This is a genomic window from Litoribacter ruber (assembly GCF_018449405.1).
Taxonomy (GTDB): Bacteria; Bacteroidota; Bacteroidia; order Cytophagales; family Cyclobacteriaceae; genus Litoribacter; species Litoribacter ruber.
The window spans coordinates 32,610-49,966 of sequence record NZ_JAHCMY010000012.1 but is presented as its reverse complement, the minus strand read 5'-3'; the positions used below and the strand labels follow the sequence as shown (position 1 = coordinate 49,966).

General features: G+C 43.2%; 15 protein-coding genes. 3 read left to right on the top strand and 12 right to left on the bottom strand.

Translation table 11 applies throughout. The annotated features are described in order from the left end of the window. Positions 1 to 113: 113 nt before the first annotated feature. From KI659_RS15545 to KI659_RS15530, 4 genes are all read right to left on the bottom strand, one after another. On the bottom strand, positions 114 to 1,664 hold the full coding sequence (locus KI659_RS15545) for a M20/M25/M40 family metallo-hydrolase (RefSeq protein ID WP_213946291.1): 1,551 nt from the start codon (positions 1,662 to 1,664) through the stop codon (positions 114 to 116). Between the two features lie 178 nt (positions 1,665 to 1,842). Further along, positions 1,843 to 2,886, bottom strand: coding sequence for a hypothetical protein (locus KI659_RS15540; protein ID WP_213946290.1), 1,044 nt, complete (start codon positions 2,884 to 2,886; stop codon positions 1,843 to 1,845). A gap of 163 nt (positions 2,887 to 3,049) precedes the next feature. Beyond that, positions 3,050 to 3,493: a DUF302 domain-containing protein gene (locus tag KI659_RS15535; protein ID WP_213946289.1), complete on the bottom strand. Its 444-nt coding sequence runs from the start codon at positions 3,491 to 3,493 to the stop codon at positions 3,050 to 3,052. A 51-nt stretch (positions 3,494 to 3,544) separates the two neighbouring features. Further along, on the bottom strand, positions 3,545 to 3,787 hold the full coding sequence (locus KI659_RS15530) for a hypothetical protein (protein ID WP_213946288.1): 243 nt from the start codon (positions 3,785 to 3,787) through the stop codon (positions 3,545 to 3,547). 208 nt (positions 3,788 to 3,995) lie between these two features. Here KI659_RS15530 and KI659_RS15525 point away from each other — a divergent pair, with 208 nt between their 5' ends. Next, positions 3,996 to 4,574: a nuclear transport factor 2 family protein gene (locus KI659_RS15525; RefSeq protein WP_213946287.1), complete on the top strand. Its 579-nt coding sequence runs from the start codon at positions 3,996 to 3,998 to the stop codon at positions 4,572 to 4,574. A gap of 33 nt (positions 4,575 to 4,607) precedes the next feature. Here KI659_RS15525 and KI659_RS15520 read toward each other — a convergent pair whose 3' ends face one another. After that, entirely contained in the window at positions 4,608 to 5,534 is a 927-nt protein-coding gene (locus KI659_RS15520) for a YihY/virulence factor BrkB family protein (RefSeq protein WP_213946286.1), read from the bottom strand. Between the two features lie 163 nt (positions 5,535 to 5,697). Between KI659_RS15520 and KI659_RS15515 the strand changes: the two genes are divergently transcribed. Further along, positions 5,698 to 6,429, top strand: coding sequence for an MBL fold metallo-hydrolase (locus KI659_RS15515; RefSeq protein ID WP_213946285.1), 732 nt, complete (start codon positions 5,698 to 5,700; stop codon positions 6,427 to 6,429). A 36-nt stretch (positions 6,430 to 6,465) separates the two neighbouring features. Here KI659_RS15515 and KI659_RS15510 read toward each other — a convergent pair whose 3' ends face one another. From KI659_RS15510 to KI659_RS15480, 7 genes are all read right to left on the bottom strand, one after another. After that, a complete protein-coding gene (locus tag KI659_RS15510; protein WP_213946284.1) occupies positions 6,466 to 6,879 on the bottom strand; it encodes a hypothetical protein in 414 nt (137 codons plus the stop codon). 80 nt (positions 6,880 to 6,959) lie between these two features. Next, entirely contained in the window at positions 6,960 to 7,703 is a 744-nt protein-coding gene (locus tag KI659_RS15505; protein ID WP_213946283.1) for a hypothetical protein, read from the bottom strand. 12 nt (positions 7,704 to 7,715) lie between these two features. Continuing rightward, positions 7,716 to 8,141 carry an SRPBCC family protein gene (locus KI659_RS15500; RefSeq protein WP_213946282.1) on the bottom strand — a complete coding sequence of 142 codons (426 nt, stop codon included), beginning with the start codon at positions 8,139 to 8,141 and terminating at the stop codon, positions 7,716 to 7,718. 89 nt (positions 8,142 to 8,230) lie between these two features. Next, positions 8,231 to 12,325: an AAA family ATPase gene (locus tag KI659_RS15495; RefSeq protein ID WP_213946281.1), complete on the bottom strand. Its 4,095-nt coding sequence runs from the start codon at positions 12,323 to 12,325 to the stop codon at positions 8,231 to 8,233. 116 nt (positions 12,326 to 12,441) lie between these two features. Beyond that, a complete protein-coding gene (locus KI659_RS15490) occupies positions 12,442 to 13,977 on the bottom strand; it encodes a glycoside hydrolase family 10 protein (RefSeq protein WP_213946280.1) in 1,536 nt (511 codons plus the stop codon). Further along, positions 13,974 to 14,828 carry an N-acetylglucosamine kinase gene (locus tag KI659_RS15485; RefSeq protein ID WP_213946279.1) on the bottom strand — a complete coding sequence of 285 codons (855 nt, stop codon included), beginning with the start codon at positions 14,826 to 14,828 and terminating at the stop codon, positions 13,974 to 13,976. Before KI659_RS15485 ends, KI659_RS15490 begins: the two co-directional genes overlap by 4 nt. 88 nt (positions 14,829 to 14,916) lie before the next feature. Further along, positions 14,917 to 15,549, bottom strand: a complete 633-nt coding sequence (locus KI659_RS15480) for a response regulator (RefSeq protein WP_213946278.1) — start codon at positions 15,547 to 15,549, stop codon at positions 14,917 to 14,919. Positions 15,550 to 15,740: 191 nt separating this feature from the next. Here KI659_RS15480 and KI659_RS15475 point away from each other — a divergent pair, with 191 nt between their 5' ends. After that, on the top strand, positions 15,741 to 16,898 hold the full coding sequence (locus KI659_RS15475) for an acyltransferase family protein (protein WP_213946277.1): 1,158 nt from the start codon (positions 15,741 to 15,743) through the stop codon (positions 16,896 to 16,898). Positions 16,899 to 17,357 lie beyond the last annotated feature (459 nt).

Genomic DNA, 17,357 nt, shown 5'->3' with positions numbered 1-17,357 from the left:
ATTAGGTTTTGGGTGATAGTGTTTTTGATTAACTACCAAAAAGCCATTTCAGTTATGTTTAGCCATAAAAAAAGCCCAACCATTTTTGGTTGAGCTTTGATGTTATAAGTTGATTAATCCAACATGCCTCTTCTTGTCGCGTTACGCTGATTTGGCCAGGTCATTTGTCTGCCCGATCTTGGGTTTACAGGCAGGATGCTTTTTTCTCTTTTGAAGCTTTGGTCATCTTCGCTTGCCATGTAAGTTAGGATAGCAGTCAAAATCACATTGTTTTCTACATCATCAAATACGATTTTATCATACGTGTCACGGTTGGTGTGCCAAGTATAGTTGAAGTAAGACCAGTTAAGTGAGCTCAAGGAGAAGCCTGGTGCTCCTACAGCTAGGAAAGATGCATAATCTGAGCCACCACCAGCAGGGCTGCCAGGGAAAGTCGTTTCAATGTGTCTACGCACATCCTGAGGTACAGGCTCCAACCATCTGTTGATGAATTCATAGGCGTGAAGGAAACCTTGTCCTGAGATGTTTACCACTCTACCCGTTCCGTTGTCCTGGTTGAATACCGCCTGGATGTTTTCGATAATTTCCGGATGATCTTCCACAAATGCTCTTGAACCGTTCAAACCCTGCTCTTCACTACCCCAGTGGCCAGCGATGATTGTTCTTTTAGGGTTAGGATACATTTTCTTCAGGATTCTCATAGCTTCCATCATTACCAAAGTACCTGTGGCATTGTCAGTGGCACCTGTTCCGCCATCCCAAGAATCGAAGTGGGCAGAAAGAATAATGTATTCCTCTGGCTTTTCAGAACCCTTGATAGTGGCAATGGTATTGAAAGTAGGCATTTCACCCAATTCCTTGGATTCAGCATTGATTCTAAGCTTTGGCTTGGCGTCATTTTCCACCATTCTGTAAAGCATGCCATAATCTTCCAGGGCGATGTCTACCATTGGGATGTTCTTGGTGCTGGCGCTAAAAATTTTCTGAACACCAAATCCTTGTGACCAATAAGATGCCACCACGCCAGCAGCACCAGCCTCTTCAAGGGCTGCAGGAAGAGATCGGGCATTATACCCGGTTTTTTCAATCCGGTCGGCCCAAGCCTCAGCCGCCTCTTGCCTATCCTTCTTCATTTTTTCAAAAGATTCCTCAGTTGCAAACTCCTTCCAGTTGTATTCTGGTCGGCCTGATGGCTGCATCATGGAGATCATGACGAATTTGCCCTCTACTTCATTGGATAACCAGTTTTGGAATGCCACCGAATCTTCCAAATCTGGGACAATCACCACTTCTCCGGTCACAGGGCCATCAGTGGAAGGGCTCCAAGCCAACTGCATACCTTCCAATGAAACTACTCTTGGCTCAATTAGGTCGATATGGGAAACGCCTCTTTCCCAGCCTCTCCATACACCCCACTGCTCGTTTTCAGCCTCAATGCCCCATTCGGCATAGGTGTCAACAGCCCAGTCATGAGCTTTCTGCATTTGTGGTGTACCCACCAAACGAGGACCGATAAGGTCAGTAACCTCGTAGGCTAATTTTTTAAGCTGGGAATTCTCCTTAGCTTCTTTGATCATGTTTTCAATTACTTGGTCTTTATCCTGAGCCTGGGCCGTCAAGCCAAAAGCTACTAGGAAAAGCACCAAAAACGAACTTTTGCGCATAACAAAATTTTTAAATCTAAAATAAGAAAGTTTTCGTGTGTGCAGTCAATGCTGACGCGGGTCTAAAATAGGGATAATTTTCCGGCCCAAATAAAAATTATCTTATAAACGTAAAAATCACCTTATAATCGGTAGGCAATCAACATGAAAAAAGCGGCTTTAAGCCGCTTTTCGATTCTTACATTTTACCCAATATCACTACCGTTTTCAACAAACTGTCATGCAACCCCTTCCTGATTTCAGCATACTTTGGCTTAAAAGCAAAATTGGTGTATTTACTCAAATGAATGGACATTTGCGTCTCACCTTCTTCTAGCTCTACCGTAAGCTTAAGCCCACTGGAGTACTCAATCTGTACCATATTTCTGGCTTCAAGTTCCAAAGTGCCTTTACGGCCGGTCAACTTGTTATGGAAGGTCTGTTTTTTATAATCGGAAATCAACACCAGTTCATCGGCCAAATCATCCACAGGCGGCTTGGTTCTGAATTTGTCGAAAATCTTTTTGATACTGGTATCTCGGGTGATCTGGAAGGTTTTTTCCAGATATAGCCGGTACTTCACCTGCAGATCGATGTGCCTGTCGAGCATGGATTTCTCCTTTTCGGCCAAATCGCTGAGCAAGGCCATCCACATGTCAAAAATCGACTGGGAATTTTTATCCGCATCAGGATTTAGAATTACAGTGTTTCTATCATCAAAAGCAATGATCTTCTCCACAGCTTCCATGTTAGCCTTTACACCGCCCATCAAGTTGTCAAATCCTGAATGGGTGGTTTTTACAGGTACACCGTTTTTAGTAGCTATGCCGTCAAGTTGATCAGAAAGGATCACGGACTTGATAATCATCATTCCAGATTCTCCAAAAGGTCGATCCCAAATTACCTGCTGAATGAGGTGGTCACTGATAAGAGCAGCTTGCTGGTGTGCATTAAATGCCTGGAAGCGGCCTTCTGTGTTTTTATAACCGATGATTATTCTATTCAAAGATTTGTCAAAACCCAGGATAATGTCATAATCCTCGTTTTTTGCCTCCTCCACAGCAGGCATTAAAAACTTGAAATTCAAGGTTTCATCATTTACATCAGCTCCGTAGAAAAGATGGAAGGTCTCCACTTTTTCAGTTGAGGCAGGTATTTTGATTTTCGCTACCTTGGGCAGGTAAAAAAGACATTTCAAAGGTTTGATTGGTTGATTTTCAGCGGTGTTTTCCACAGTTTCCATAAGGGTATTTTAAGGTGAAATTCTAGAATGCTAAATAGAATTGCTTTGTAATTACAAGGTTGGGTAGCCTAATAAATATGGAATGCATTCTTGGACATACGAATGCCCAAAATTAGCCTAAAATCTATAGAAAAGCTAAAATTTTGCCTTCCTCTTATTTACCCTATTCTACCGTTCTTCCAAGTTCATCGAGCAATTCGGCCATATTGGCCAAAATTTCACTCTCGGTTTGAAGACCGTATTTTGCTACCCAAGAAGTTGGATCAGTATACTTTACCGTTACTTTTCCTTGTCTTTCCATCACGAGCAGCCGCAGGGGAAGCTCTATTGCAATATCCGCATTTGACTGCATCAATTTTGTGCCAACTTTTGGGTTGCCAAATACCAAAACCTGTGTCTTTTCAAGTTCAAGCCCTGCATTTTTGGCATTTTGGCCATGATCGATCACTTGCATGACCTCGATGCCCCTATCGGAGAGCTTGGATTTTAGCAGAGAGATGGTTTGGTCAAAATTATGTTGACTCTGGTGGCTTTTGAGATTCTCCTGACCTAGGGATGGAAAACTCAAAAGCAACAATGCGCAAAAAAGGCCAGTGAAAAGTTTCATAGTTAAATTTATAAAAATAACCTGGCTTTGACCAGGTTAAGGGGTTAAACATTATTTAGTCCCACCGCCATATGGTGGCTTGTGGATGTTGGGTTTGTCGGGATTGCGGTTGGTTCCTTTTTCCAGGTGGGGAGGAATTTCACCATTCTCTTCCAAATACTTTTCCTTTAGTTCTTTTTCCTTTTTGATCTCCTCCTCGGTCTTGCCTTTTTTGATGGCAGCCTTGTCCTCCTGTCCCGGATCGGAGGGGTTGGACTTTCCTTGTGGAGAAGGTGAGTTTTTCTGGTCTGACATAATAATTTGGTTTTGGTTATTCAGTAGTTGATTAGTTATAATAGAACACGCCAGAGGCCTTATAGTTTTGAGTTTTTCCTGATAATAAAGCGAATAAATGGCTGGTTTTGATGGCTTTATACCAAATTATGTATAAAATATGATAACGTAATTCCTTGGTTTTTTAGTAAATTTGTTTTGTTGTTTCTTTAATAAAACAAATTATGTTATGAGAAAGTGTTTAGCTTTATTGATCGTATTTGTTTTGGTGGCAGGTCTGACTTTTGCCCAAGGACCGGAAAGGTTGAAAAAAATCACCAAAAAAACGGAGATGCCTTATGAGGCGGAGTATTCATCCAAGTTTAGAATGGGGGATGATAGGCATTCTTTCAAAATTTTAGAAGTTTGGAAGGATTATGAAGAAAATATGCTGGATAGAAACTTGGAATATTTTGCTGATGATGTGACCATGGAGTTTCCGGATGGAACAAGGATTACGGGGTTGGAAAAATTGATGGAGGAAACAAAGAAACACAGAGATAGACTTGATAATTATCAGAGCAAGATTGTTTCCTATGTTAGCTTAAAAAGTGTGGACAAGGATGAGGACTGGGTGGCCGTTTGGGGTGAAGATATCTATACCGACGAAGAGGGCAACAAGGTAGTCAGCCCAATCCATGAGGTTTGGAGATTCAATAAGGAAGGTAAAATTGATTTCATGAAACAATATCATGCCATGGCCATTCCTGACGAAGTGGCACCAGACTATGAAAACATGAATCGGAATGATGATGATGATGATTGGTAAAAAACAATGGAGCTTTTAAGGCTCCATTGTTTTTTATTCTATGTAATAAGGATCTTGAAGATTATCCTCCACCAAAATGGCATTTGCTTTTGGTTTAATCCCATGACCAAACTTAACAGCCCAATTGCGGGTGAATTCTGCCCCAAAAAATACGATCATACACACGTAGGAAACCCACATCATCACCAATATAATGGACCCAGCAGCACCATAAACTGATTCCGGTTCGGCTAAGCCAAAATAAAGGCCAAGAGCAAATTTTCCGATTTCAAATAGTAAGGCGGTAAGAAAGGCACCTACCCACACAGACTCCCATCGGATAATCGCATCCGGCAAGAGTTTGAACATCATGGCAAACAGGGTTGCGATAACAGCCAGTGAAACAATGAAATTCAGAATTATAAATAATATATAGAGATAAGAAGGCCACCAAGTCATCAACCAATCGCCCAATACTGCCATCACGGACGTCAGGGCCAGTGAAATGAGAAGTAGAAAGGCAATCACCAAAACCAACCCAAAAGAGAACAACCTATCCAAAAGCATTTTTTTGATGGCCTGATCAGGCTTGGGCAACACACCCCAGATACGGTTGAGGCTTTTTTGTAACTGAAAGAATACGGTAGTAGCACCAAATATCAATAGGCCCACCCCCATAATTACTCCCCAAGTCCCACTGTCGGCAACAGTGGCATTGGCTACGAGGTCCTCTACCATCTCAGCCGAATCTGGACCGATCATTTCTGATATTTCATTTTGTAAATTTCCAGAAACCGCTTCTTCTCCAAAAAAGTACCCCGCTATCGCGATGATGATCACCAGCAGGGAAGGTAAGGAAAAGATGGCGTAGAAGGCTATAATGGCACTTTGTCTAAAGGGGTCGGCGTCGTTCCATCGCTTAGCTGTCTTTAAAAATACTTCTTTTATATATTTAAACTTGAGCTCCGATAGTTTAGGCATAGGTGGTTCATTTAAAAGTTAGCTTAATGGGATAACTGAAATAAAAAAGCTTGGTTTAATTATATTTTAAAAATTATACATAAAAATAAGAATAAAAATACAGGAAAGTGAAAATTAGAATGCTATTTGTATTCACCTCTATATCATTAATCACCTTGACATCATGGAAGTAACTTTAAGAATTTTAGGATGTGGAGATGCTTTTTGCAGTGGGGGGAGGGCCAATACCTCATTTTATGTTTCTTCTCCTGAGATTAACTTTTTGATCGACTGTGGAGCTACCACACTTTTGGCTTTGAAGAAATATCAGATTCCAACCCAGGAAATTGATATGATCATCATCTCCCATATGCATGGGGACCATTTCGGAGGCTTGGTGTTTTTCCTTTTGGAAGAAAAGAAAAACAAGCGGAAAAAGCCAATCTGCATAGTTTGCCCTGTCGGGATGGACGAAAAAGTGAAGCAGGCCGTTGAGCTATACTATCCAGGCTCCAGCACCTTGTCGGAATTGGACATTAGGTATGTGTTTTTTGGATCGCACCAAACATTGAATCTTGAAAAACTCAGAATTGAAAGCTTTCCCGTCGTCCATTCGCAGGAGACCCTGCCACATGGGTTAAGGGTAACGGTAGGCAATAAGGTCATTGCCTATTCAGGAGATACAGAGTGGACCGATGAACTTTACCCGCTATCGGATAATGCGGACCTCTTTATCTGCGAGTGCAATTATTACTTGGAGGAAGGGCCTAATCATATCTCTTATACCACGCTGAAAAAGAAGCAGTTGAATTGCAAAAAGCTACTTCTTACCCACATGGGCGATGAGATGCTTGAAAATGCGGATTCGGTGGATTTTGACATGGCCGAGGATGGATTGGAAATCAGATTGCCCTAAAAATAAACAAACCCCGCGATTAGACGGGGTTTGATATTATATGTGGGCTTCCCTTTTCTCCAAAGCCTGAAGAAGTGCGAATTTCTCCATGTCAATTTCTTTTCGGGTCCTGATTTTTAGCTTTCTCAGAATCACCAAAGGGGGGCACCAACCCTGAATGGCATGTTGGGCCAAAAATCCGGTAACCAGAGCCGAAAGCAACAACCATTTTTTGCTGCCCAATGCTCCAAGGGCGATTCCGGTAAAGGCCAAAGTGGATGCGTTTAGCTCCAGAACTCTTTCCACGTCCCATTCCTCATCGAGGTCTTTGATTCTCCTGCGAATCGTTATGGGGTTTTGGATGGAATAAAACCGGACATTTTCTTCTATATCGTTGTCTATTTCCTCGTTAATTTCTGGGTCAGTTACGGTTCTTACCCTGTCATTAGTTAAATATGAACTGCTTAACATGATGTTTGTGGTTAGATTTAAAAAAAGTTCTCCAAATTTCCCTCAAAATCAATGCCCTTGTCTTACTCATTAAGGACTTTTTATTTCCTGCCAAAATAATAGTAGCGCTCAAAAAAGGCATGCAACAATCTGGATACATCTTCATGATCCAAGTCAAGGAATTCATGCTCAATGTGATATAGGTTGAATTCGATAATCAAGCTGTCCAGTTCCTTGTCCTCCAACTGATATTTGCTTTTCAACACATGCATTACGGAATCAGACTTAATGATTTCCAAATAGGGGGCCTGCCTGGCTTCCTTTTCCATGGCCCGTCTATATTGACGTTTGTTTCGCTCCCTGCGGGTAAAATAGGAAATAGGACCGTCCATAGTAAAGCCCGGCGTCATTTCAGTTTGACTGCCGCTATGCCCGCCATACACCCTCCCGGGGCCGGCAGGCTTACGGTCAGGGTCCAAATCTTTTGAAATGCCAGGGATATAAAGTGAGGGCCGTTCCCCAAAAACATAGGCTGGAGGAAGTCCCACGGCATCAAAAATCAACGGGATCAACTGGTGCTCCAAATCATCGACCACCCAATAGTGTGGCACATAGCCTTCCTTTGTAAACCGAATGGAATCCCCCAAAGTGGCTCCGATCCTAAAATAACCGCGATCATTGGAGGTAAAAGTTTCTGCAGTTTTGATGTTTTCTACCTTGACATCCTTGAGGTTGTAATTATCCTGTACATCAATGACATTTCCCGTAACCGCCTGCGCAAAAGCAATCGAACTACCGCTACCAAAAAGTACGATGAAAATAAGTATCCTAAGTGGATAGGACATATTAAAACGGGTTTATCGGTTTTCTGCTAAGGCTTTGATTGAATTCAGGGCATCTTTCCAGATGCCAGTCATTTGCTGGATTGTGTCCTGGGGCAGGGGGCCGGCCGTGATTGTAAGCAGGGTTTTATGTTGTCCCGACTCCAGTTGGTACTCTTCCCTGTAATCTCCAAGGGCCGAAGTGGGGTGGGCATGGGCCTCATCAAAATAGCCAACCTTGATCAGCGTGTTTCGTTCAAGGGCCAAAACAATTCCTTTGGCGATAATTTCACCGGCCTTATTTTTCCAACTCACCAAGCCGCCTTTTTTCCATTCAGCATCTACCCAGATGCCTTCCCCAAATGATTTTGCCCATTGGGGAATGAAACTTGGGTCCAGCAAAACCTCCCAAACGCTGGCGACAGGGGCCTGAATTTTCAAGTGCTCTTTGACAATGCTCATAAATGAAGTGGGTTTGAAAAGTAGCCTCAAATTAGCCAAATTCGCCCGAAATTCCGAAATCAAAGCGTTAAAGAAAGCTAATTTGAAGATTATAGGGGAATGTCCACCCATACCAAGGTGCCCTTGCCGTTACGGCTTTCTATATTGAATTCCCCCTTTAGCAACTTGATTTTGGCCTGAATGGTTAGGAAACCGAAGCCGTGAAGGATATTGCCGGTATCCATACCTTTGCCATTATCTTCCACGGTCAGGTTGATGGACTTTTTGTGGTGTATCAGTTGTATGTCCAACTCAGTGGCCTGTGCGTGCTTCAATACGTTTTGAACCAACTCTTGGCAGATCCGGTAAAGTACCAACTCCATTTGCTCCGAAAGCCTCTTTTTGAAACCTAACATCTGAAAGTTGATATGGAGTTGTCTGGCGTTTTGTAGGTTGGAAATAAAGCTTTCCAAGGCCGCCTGCAGTCCAAATTTTTTCAGTCCCACTGGGGACATTTCATGAGCTATTTTTCTCACTTCATCGATGGCGGTATCAAGCATATGGATGGCCCCGTTGAAATTATCATTCTCCATCAGGGAAAGGCTTTCCTGAATCCCGCCAAACTTGAACTTCACACTTGAGAGCATCGACCCAATGCTGTCATGTAAATCTCCCGCTATCCGGCCACGTTCAGAGTCCAAGGATTCCACCATTGCCTTGAGGTGGTCGTCCTTCTGTCGTTGGATCAATTCGGCGAGCTGCTGTTTTTCCTCCATTTCCTTGCGAAGCTCTTTGTTGAGCATAATGGTGTTTTCATGGATTAGTGCATTTTCAATGATGATCAACCCTTGGTTTGCTATCGTTTTGGCCCACCTGATTAGCTTTTCATTATACCAATCAAAAGCTAATGTATTTTCCAAGTACACCACCATCGAATTGGTGCCGGATATGGAAATAGGAAGGATACTGAATGATTTTACCTTTCTCACAGCCAATTCGGGCTGATGGTGGATGGTGCCGGCCTCGGTGTCCCCTATAATCAAGGCTGATTTGGTTTTGTGGGCCATCAGAATGAGGGATTTTGGGAAGAGTTCCCTATCCTCAGCCAGTTGTGGGTAGGAAAATGACATTCCTGCCTGGTTCAATTCCCCGTGGTTTTCAGAAAGATAAATCCCCACACCGGTGCTTCCCGTAAACCTCAGGATTAGCACCATCAATTTTTGAATGAGTGATTTTACATTTAAGTCTCCGCTGAGCTCCTTTTGGATAGTTTCGATATCGAGATGATCCAGGCTATAAATGGTCGAGGAGGAAAGAATACAATCGTATTGTAATTCCAGTTGATCAGCTTTTGCCTGTCCTCCCCATGTTTGATATTCTCTTTTGGCTTCTATCAATAATGTCCTTATTTCCTCCAAGTTTGCATGGCAGGACAACTGTGATTTGGCAAATAATTCCAGTACTAAACCCTTTAGAAAAAAGTTGTCGGCGGCCACCTGCTTTAGGGCTTCTGTATAATAGAAATTGGCCTCTTGGTGATTTTGGCTGATCCGGCTTTTTTCTGCCAATAACAAAGATAGTTGGGCTGAAAAGTTGGCAGGATTTAATTCCGCCCAAATCTCAAACTGGCTGACTATTTCCTGAAATTCTTGAATGGCTAAACTTGTTTGGTCAGCATGATGATTTTGCGAAATCGAAAGAGCCAAAATCAACAGGTTTGCCGGGATTAAAGGGGAGCCTTCCTGCAGTGTGCTGTTTTCTTGTGCTATCAGAGCTGTTTGGGTGGCGATTTCGTAATGTCCACCCAGAAAATAATAGAGTGAAAGAACATAATTTCGGTAAAAGGTCTCTTCCTTGATCGTAAGCACAGCCGCCAAATAAGACGGCCTTTGCTGTGGAAGTCCGAAAGTCGGCGTGCGCCCAAGCAGGTAACTCACCAGGTGCTGTTGGTACTGGGTGATGTAATAAGTTAACTCCATGCGGGGATGGGTTTCCTCAAATCTTATCTGAAGCAATTGCTCAAGCGGGCGGCCTGAGATGAAGTGAAGGTTAAACAAGTGGGTTTTGAGGATATACAAACCAATCAGGTCACCCGACAACCTTCCCGACTCAATTCCCTCGGTAAGGATTTCATTGCTTTTGGCATAATCCTCTTTCCACGGCAAGATGTAGAACCCATACACCCCAAAAACCCTGCATCGATACTGGTGGTCATGGTTTTTGAGGTTGAAAATCATACCCCTCTTGCCAAGTTCCAAGCCTCTTTTATACTCTCCAGCATTGATTTTAAGCCTCGCATAAGAAACATAGCCGATGGCTTTTATGGATTGGTTTTCGGACCATTCAGACCTTAAAATAATCTGCAGAGCAGCCCAGTTCATCAATAAATCTGAGGTATGGTGTAGAGCCATGCCACCCACATTTAGCAAGTCCGTTATAAATTGGTTGTTGGCCGCAGGTAGATCCTTGCCAAAAGGCAAACCTTTTTCCTGTTTTTCAGCGAGAAGGTCAACTTCCTTTTTCAGGGATTTTTTAAGAGGCAAGGTCAGACCCAGCTCTGCCAAACTTTGCTTTAGGATCTGCAGCACCTTTCTGTATTTGCCAAAATGGTTGTTGATGACAATCTTGAGCCGATATACAGGCGCCCTTTTTTCAAACTCATTAAATTTATCCAGTAAAAAGTCCAAATGCACTTCAGCCAAATCAAAATCCCCAAGGTAATATTCGACCTTCGCCCTTTCCATGTAAACCTGGTAAATCTGCTCTGAGACCCTATTCCATTCACATTCTTTGAGCAGATTGCCGCTGATTTTGAGAAATGATTTGGACTGGCTAAACGCCTTTTCCCTTTTGGATATCATCCCCGCCTTATAGTTAAGAATGGCTCCAAACTCCAACTGCCCGCTTCTTCTCAAAAACGGAATAACCAAATTGATATGGGTAGCAGCAATTATATATAATTGGGGGTTGGAAATGTTTTCCTCTGAACTATATAGCAACTGGGCAAAGCCAAAATGATAAATATCCTTATCTTTTTGGGAGATGCTGTTGTAAATCATTTCACCCAAATGGGTGTCCCGGATTTGGATCTCCTGCCCCTTTTGGGAAAGGATTACTTGCTGTAGTCCCTCGTGGAGCATTTTATCCAACATCCCGCTATCTCCATTATACCATTCCAGCAGCAGCTTTTTACTTATGGAACCTATACATACCAGCCGCTGAACCAACTTCTGGGTTTCAGGGCTGAGCTTGTTAAGCTTGACCTGATGGAAATTTTCCAGCGAATGGTTGGATAGGCGACTTTGAATTACCGCTATATCGCCTGACCATTCTCTTCCATTTTTCTGTAGGAGATTTCGGGTTTTCAGGTCCTCCAATATCAATTGCAGGTGAAGTAATTTCCCTTTGCTCAGCTTATGGCAGAGGTCCACTATGTGGGGTGAACAGGGGCCATCCAGCTGGTTTTCAATAAAAAGCTTGCTCTGGGATTTGTTGAGGCTTTCTATCCCTATTTGTTCAATTACCCTGTTTTCAAAACCTAGGCTATCGATCAAATGTGGGATAGGGGAGTCCTGCCCCTGCATAGGCCTTAATGCTCCAACCCATATCAAAATGTCTTTTTGAAGATGAGCCAATAGAAATTTGAGCAGGTTGATTTCAGCCTCGCTCATCCACTGCAGATCGTCCGTAAAAAGGATCACCGGTTGCCCAAAGTATGATCTAATGAATTGGAAAAGTTTCAGAATAAGGGGGTAAAGCTGATTTTCGATGGAGGGGACAGTTTTGTCCACCTCAGCATGGTGCTGGCCAGCCAGAAGGTTTAGCTCAGGAATGTACTCCAAAATTACTGGGAAATCTTTACCAAAATGCCCCTTCAATGCTTTAGAAAACAGGAGAAACTCATCTTGAGTTTTTTCTTGGTACACCTGTCCAATAAATGCCCCTATGGCATCTTTGAATTCGGAGTAAGGGATATTACGCTGCTGCTTTTTGTGATGGGTTTGCAATAATGGGAATGCAGCGTAGAATTCCGAAATGAAGGATTGGATCAAAGTGCTTTTACCCGACCCAGCCAAGCCCGTAACCAAAACTCCAATATGGGAAGGGAATTCATTTTTAGAATCCAGCTTTTCAAACGCTTTTTTTAGTCTTGCCCAGTTGGGATCATTGTTTTGTATGGTGGGGGAGCTTTGGGGAAAAGCCATAAGAAAATGGGATTGATGTGCTGAGCAAAGAAAATAAGAATAAGGGGAAACTACAAAGAGTACCCCTTATTCAAAATAGAATCTGCTTAAACCAAAAACAACTTTTCTATGCTCTTTTATCGGAGCCGGATACTTCCTCTCCGTCCCCGGGTGCGGATCTGTACGGCATTGCTAGGCTCACTTTCATTGTGCAGCCTATCCAAAGCCGTTATTTGATACGTATAATTTGTTCTTTTTTCAGCTGAGCCATCAGTCCAGTGCTGGTCTCCGTATGCGGAGCGCTGCACGATGGCGATAATATTGGCGGAATTTTCCAAATCAAGCTGCTCCTCTGAACCCTCTACTCTGTATACCGCATAATAGGCATTACTGTAAGGCAATCCATCCCGCCAATTCAGAGTAATTCCTTCACCTTGCGAGCCGGTAATTTCATCCAGAATCGGCGCCGCTGGACTTTCTGATTCTATCCAGGGCATGGTAGGCACCAAGGCCTTATTTGGATAAACATCCTTGATTTTTGAATTCAAGCCGCCTTGGTCGTTTACGAAAGTTTTGGCACTAAAGTACATGCTGCCGTTCACCTTGGGATTTTCGCGGTTGTAGTTTATCTGATTCTGAACTTCCAAAGGCTCCTTCCAGCCATCCTGACCCAATCTATACACCCCCTGTCCAATATAAAGGTGTCTTCCAAAGGTATGCTCTGACCACCAGTCTACCAATGTTTTATACTCAGCCCTTTCAAAGCCAATCTGCCAGTAAAGTTGCGGGGTGATGTAATCAATCCATCCCTCCCTTAGCCATTTGAGCACATCTGCGTACAGGTCATCATAATTAGTCACCCCAGCCTTGGTGTCGGAGCCCATTTCGTCCATGTCCTTATTTCTCCAAACCCCAAAAGGACTGATTCCAAACTTTACAAAAGGTTTTTCTTCCTTAATCCTTTGGCCCAATTCCTCCACAAAGGTGTCTACATTCTGCCGTCTCCAATCATCGATATGGTCGTAATCCTGACCGTAAACTTTGTAACTTAAGGAATCCGGGAAATCCTCATTAGGAACCTTGTAGGGATAAAAGTAATCATCAAAATGAACCGCGTCCAAGTCATAATGCTTGACAGTCTCCAAAATGGATTTAAACACAAATTCCCGTGCCGCCGGTATCCCCGGGTCATAGTACCATTTCCCTCCATAATGGACAAACCACTCAGGATTGGTCACCAGGGGGTGCTCCGCATGGGGTATGAAGTCCTTGGAATTGCTGGCCCTGTAGGGATTGAACCAGGCGTGGAATTCCAGTCCTCTCTTTTTTGCTTCTTGGATCAAAAAAGTCAAGGGGTTGTAATAGGTGTTGGGCTGGCGTCCCTGCGCACCTGTTAAATAGGCTGACCAGGGTTCGTAAGATGATGGGTAAAAGGTGTCAGCGGTAGGTCGCACCTGCATGATGATAGCGTTCATGCCCAACTCCTGGAAATGATCTAGCATTTTGACATATTCCTCCTGCTGCTCCTGCGCACTTTTGTTTCTGGTGGTAGGCCAGTCAATATTCTCCACTGTGGCGATCCAAACAGCCCTCAATTCTCTTTTTGGGCTGTCTTGGGCATGTACATTTCCGGTCAAAAGGGCAATTAAAACAACAAGGAGTCTTTTCATCATTTTGGGTCGTATTGGTGTGAGCAATGGTATTTGATCAGCCCTTCCATAGGGTCGGCCATGATTGTGCGGATTTTGTAACCTTTATCAGAAGCTACCTCCAGAAGAAAATCCTGAAAATAAAATCCAACAGAACCCACTATGCCGATGGTGCTTTCAGATTTGTTCCGGTAAGGGCGGATGTAATAATCCATGAATTGTGAAAAACCGTTTTTGATCATTTTTCGCAACTCGGGAGTTTCAGCATGTTTCCGGAGAAAAGGGACGAAACTTGCTAAAAATCTATTGGCCAAAGGCTTATTGTAAATTTTGTCCAAGATCTGCGGTGTGGTCAGTCCAAAATCTTCTTTGAAGCTGTATTCAATCACTTTTGGAAGCTTTTCTTGAAGCAAAAGCGCCAAAAATTCCTTTCCAATCACCGCACCACTGCCAAAATCTCCCAGCATGTATCCCAGGGAGGGAACAGTTTGGATTATTTCCTCTCCATCATAAAGGCAACTGTTCGTACCCGTCCCGATCACACAGGCAATGCCTTCAGAGTCGTGAAAAAGCGCCCGGGCAGCGCCCAAAATATCCCCCTTGACTTCTACATCAAAGACAGAAAGACCATTCATGATGGCTTGCTGCACTATTTCCTGTTTCTCTGGAGTACCGCAGCCAGCACCGTAAAAATGGACGGAGCGGAGGCTGTCAATTTTGGGAGCAAGCTGCTCCGTGATTATTTCTGTGATATTTTCCTGGGAAAGAAAATAGGGATTCAGTCCGATCGTCTTGATGGACTCCAAAACCTCCCCGTTCCCGTTAATATATTTCCAATTGGTCTTTGAAGAGCCACTATCAGCGATTAATAACATGCTTGTCGGTTAAAAAGAAAAACTGTTCCCCACAAATATGTGGGGAATTGGTTTTTCTCACATCCCTGAAAATAGGGATTTACCACAATCACTGAATCAGTCTTTCCTTGTAGGCATTGTTGACCAATTCCGCTGTGTTTTTGGCCTTTAACTTAAAAAGCAAGTTCTTTCGGTGGGTTTCTACCGTGTTCTTGCTGATGAAAAGTTGCTCAGCAATCTCCTGGGTAGTCATGCCTGTGGCGATACTTTCCAGCACTTCTTGCTCCCTGCTGGAGAGTTTTTCTACCTGCAGACTTTTGCTTTTTTTCATAAAACTGTTGAGCAGGGTCTGCTGTACCTGCTCCCCTAAAAAAGTTTCACCACCATGGATGGCTTCAATGGCTTCAATTAAGTTTTGCTTGCCCGTGTTTTTGAGAATATAGCCATGTGCGCCTGTTTTGAGCATGTCGGATATGAAATTCCGGTCATTATGCATGGAAAGCCCCAAAATTTTAATGTCAGGATAAAGCTTCAGCAACTGTTTGCTGGTTTCCAATCCGTCGAGTTCGGGCATGCTGATGTCCATGATGACAAGATCCACTTCCCGCTTTTCGCAAATTTCCAAAACCTGCTTGCCATTCATGGCTTCTGCCACCACTTCAATGTTTTCCGAAGTCTCCAACATGGATTTAATACCATCAATAAACATTTGATGATCATCCGCTACCAACACTTTGATCATTATTCTGGGTCTTTTAATTGAAACTGCAATATACAAGGCTTTATTGGGGTAAGAAACGAATAATTTCTTAGAGGTGAACTTAACCTAAAATTTTATAAAACTATATTCCTTTTGTCAAATAAATACTAAATCTTTTCCCTATGTAGATTTTTTGGCTAATATTGGAGCCTCAATTCAAGATTTGAAATACCATGGCCACCCAAGTAACCCCACAACCTACTTTAACCAAACAAGGACAGCGATACCTTTCACTTGATGTGTTGAGAGGGCTGACGGTGTGTTTGATGATCGTGGTGAACACGCCTGGGAGCTGGGGGCATATTTATGCTCCTTTCAAGCATGCCCCTTGGCATGGATTTACGCCCACAGACTGGGTTTTTCCATCCTTCTTATTTGTGGTGGGTAACGCTATGAGCTTTGGGCTTAAAAAATTCAAGGAAGGGGACCGGAAGGAGGTTTTGGTGAAACTTTTCAAACGTGCCGGATTGATCTTTCTTTTTGGGGTTTCGCTTACCCTTTTCCCCTTCATATACCGGAATGCAGATGGGCAGATTCTGATGAAAGATTTTACGGAGGTAAGAATCATGGGGGTCCTTCAGAGGATTGCACTTTGTTATTTATTTGCAGGATTGATCGTGCATTTTTGCAAAATCAAAACCACTTACTGGGTAGGCGCTGGGATGTTGCTGCTTTATTGGGCAGTGATGTGGGCTTTCGGGGATGGGGCTGAACCTTTTGGTCTTAAAGGTAATGCAGGGCTCAAATTTGACGCCTTGATTATTCCTGAATCCAACTTGTACAAAGGCTTTGGACTTCCATTTGATCCGGAAGGCCTCTTGAGCACTTTCCCCGCTGTGGTAAATGTACTTACCGGGTTTTGGGCCGGGTTATACATTCAAAAAGAAACCAATCTTCTTCGCAAAACCAGGATGTTGCTATTGGCAGGAGCCATTGGTGTACTGGTCGGCTTGCTTTGGGACATTTGGTTTCCTATCAATAAACCTATTTGGACCAGTAGCTTTGTCGTTTATAGTACAGGATGGAGTTTGATAGTTTTATCGGGATTGATTTTTCTTATTGAGAAATTGAAAATCGCTAAATGGACCTATTTTTTCGAAGTCTTTGGCAAAAATCCCCTAATCCTTTTTATCCTTTCGGGAGCACTGATTAAAACGCTTTCCATCATCAGGGTGGGAGAGGTGCCCCTTTCCAGATGGATATACCAAAATGCATTTCTAAGCTGGAATGTAGACAAAACCGCCTCCCTGCTCTTTGCCATTTCCTTCATGCTCACCCTATGGATAGTGGGCTACTTCATGGAAAGAAACAAGATATTCATTAAGGTATAACTGCGACTAGGAAAATCGCTAATCTTCAGTACTAATAACGAGTAAAAGTTCTCGCAGCGATCGCGGCGGTTTTCGCAGCGCCGCAGCGAGAAATTATATCGTCGTAGCATTGGGTGTGCTTGCAAAATATAGGGCCTCGAGGTGACGATCTAGGTAGCCGCGAAGAAGCCTTAGTGCCCTTTTTTTTGACTTTGTGCCCTTGGTGACCCCTTTCTTTCCGCGAAGGAGACTCTGTGCAACTCAGTGCCAAACTCCGCGTACCTCCGTGCCCCCTTTTCTTCAGCAAAACTGCCTTTATCGAATCAGTGATTTATTAATATCCCTGTTTTCAGGGATGGATGAATGTTAAAAAATCCAAAAATTTACCCAACAAAAAACCTATAAAGTAACCTTAGCTTTTTAACCTGCTGTTTTCAAGGGGGTTGAAGGTTTAGGTGCCTATTGAACTACTTAAAACTC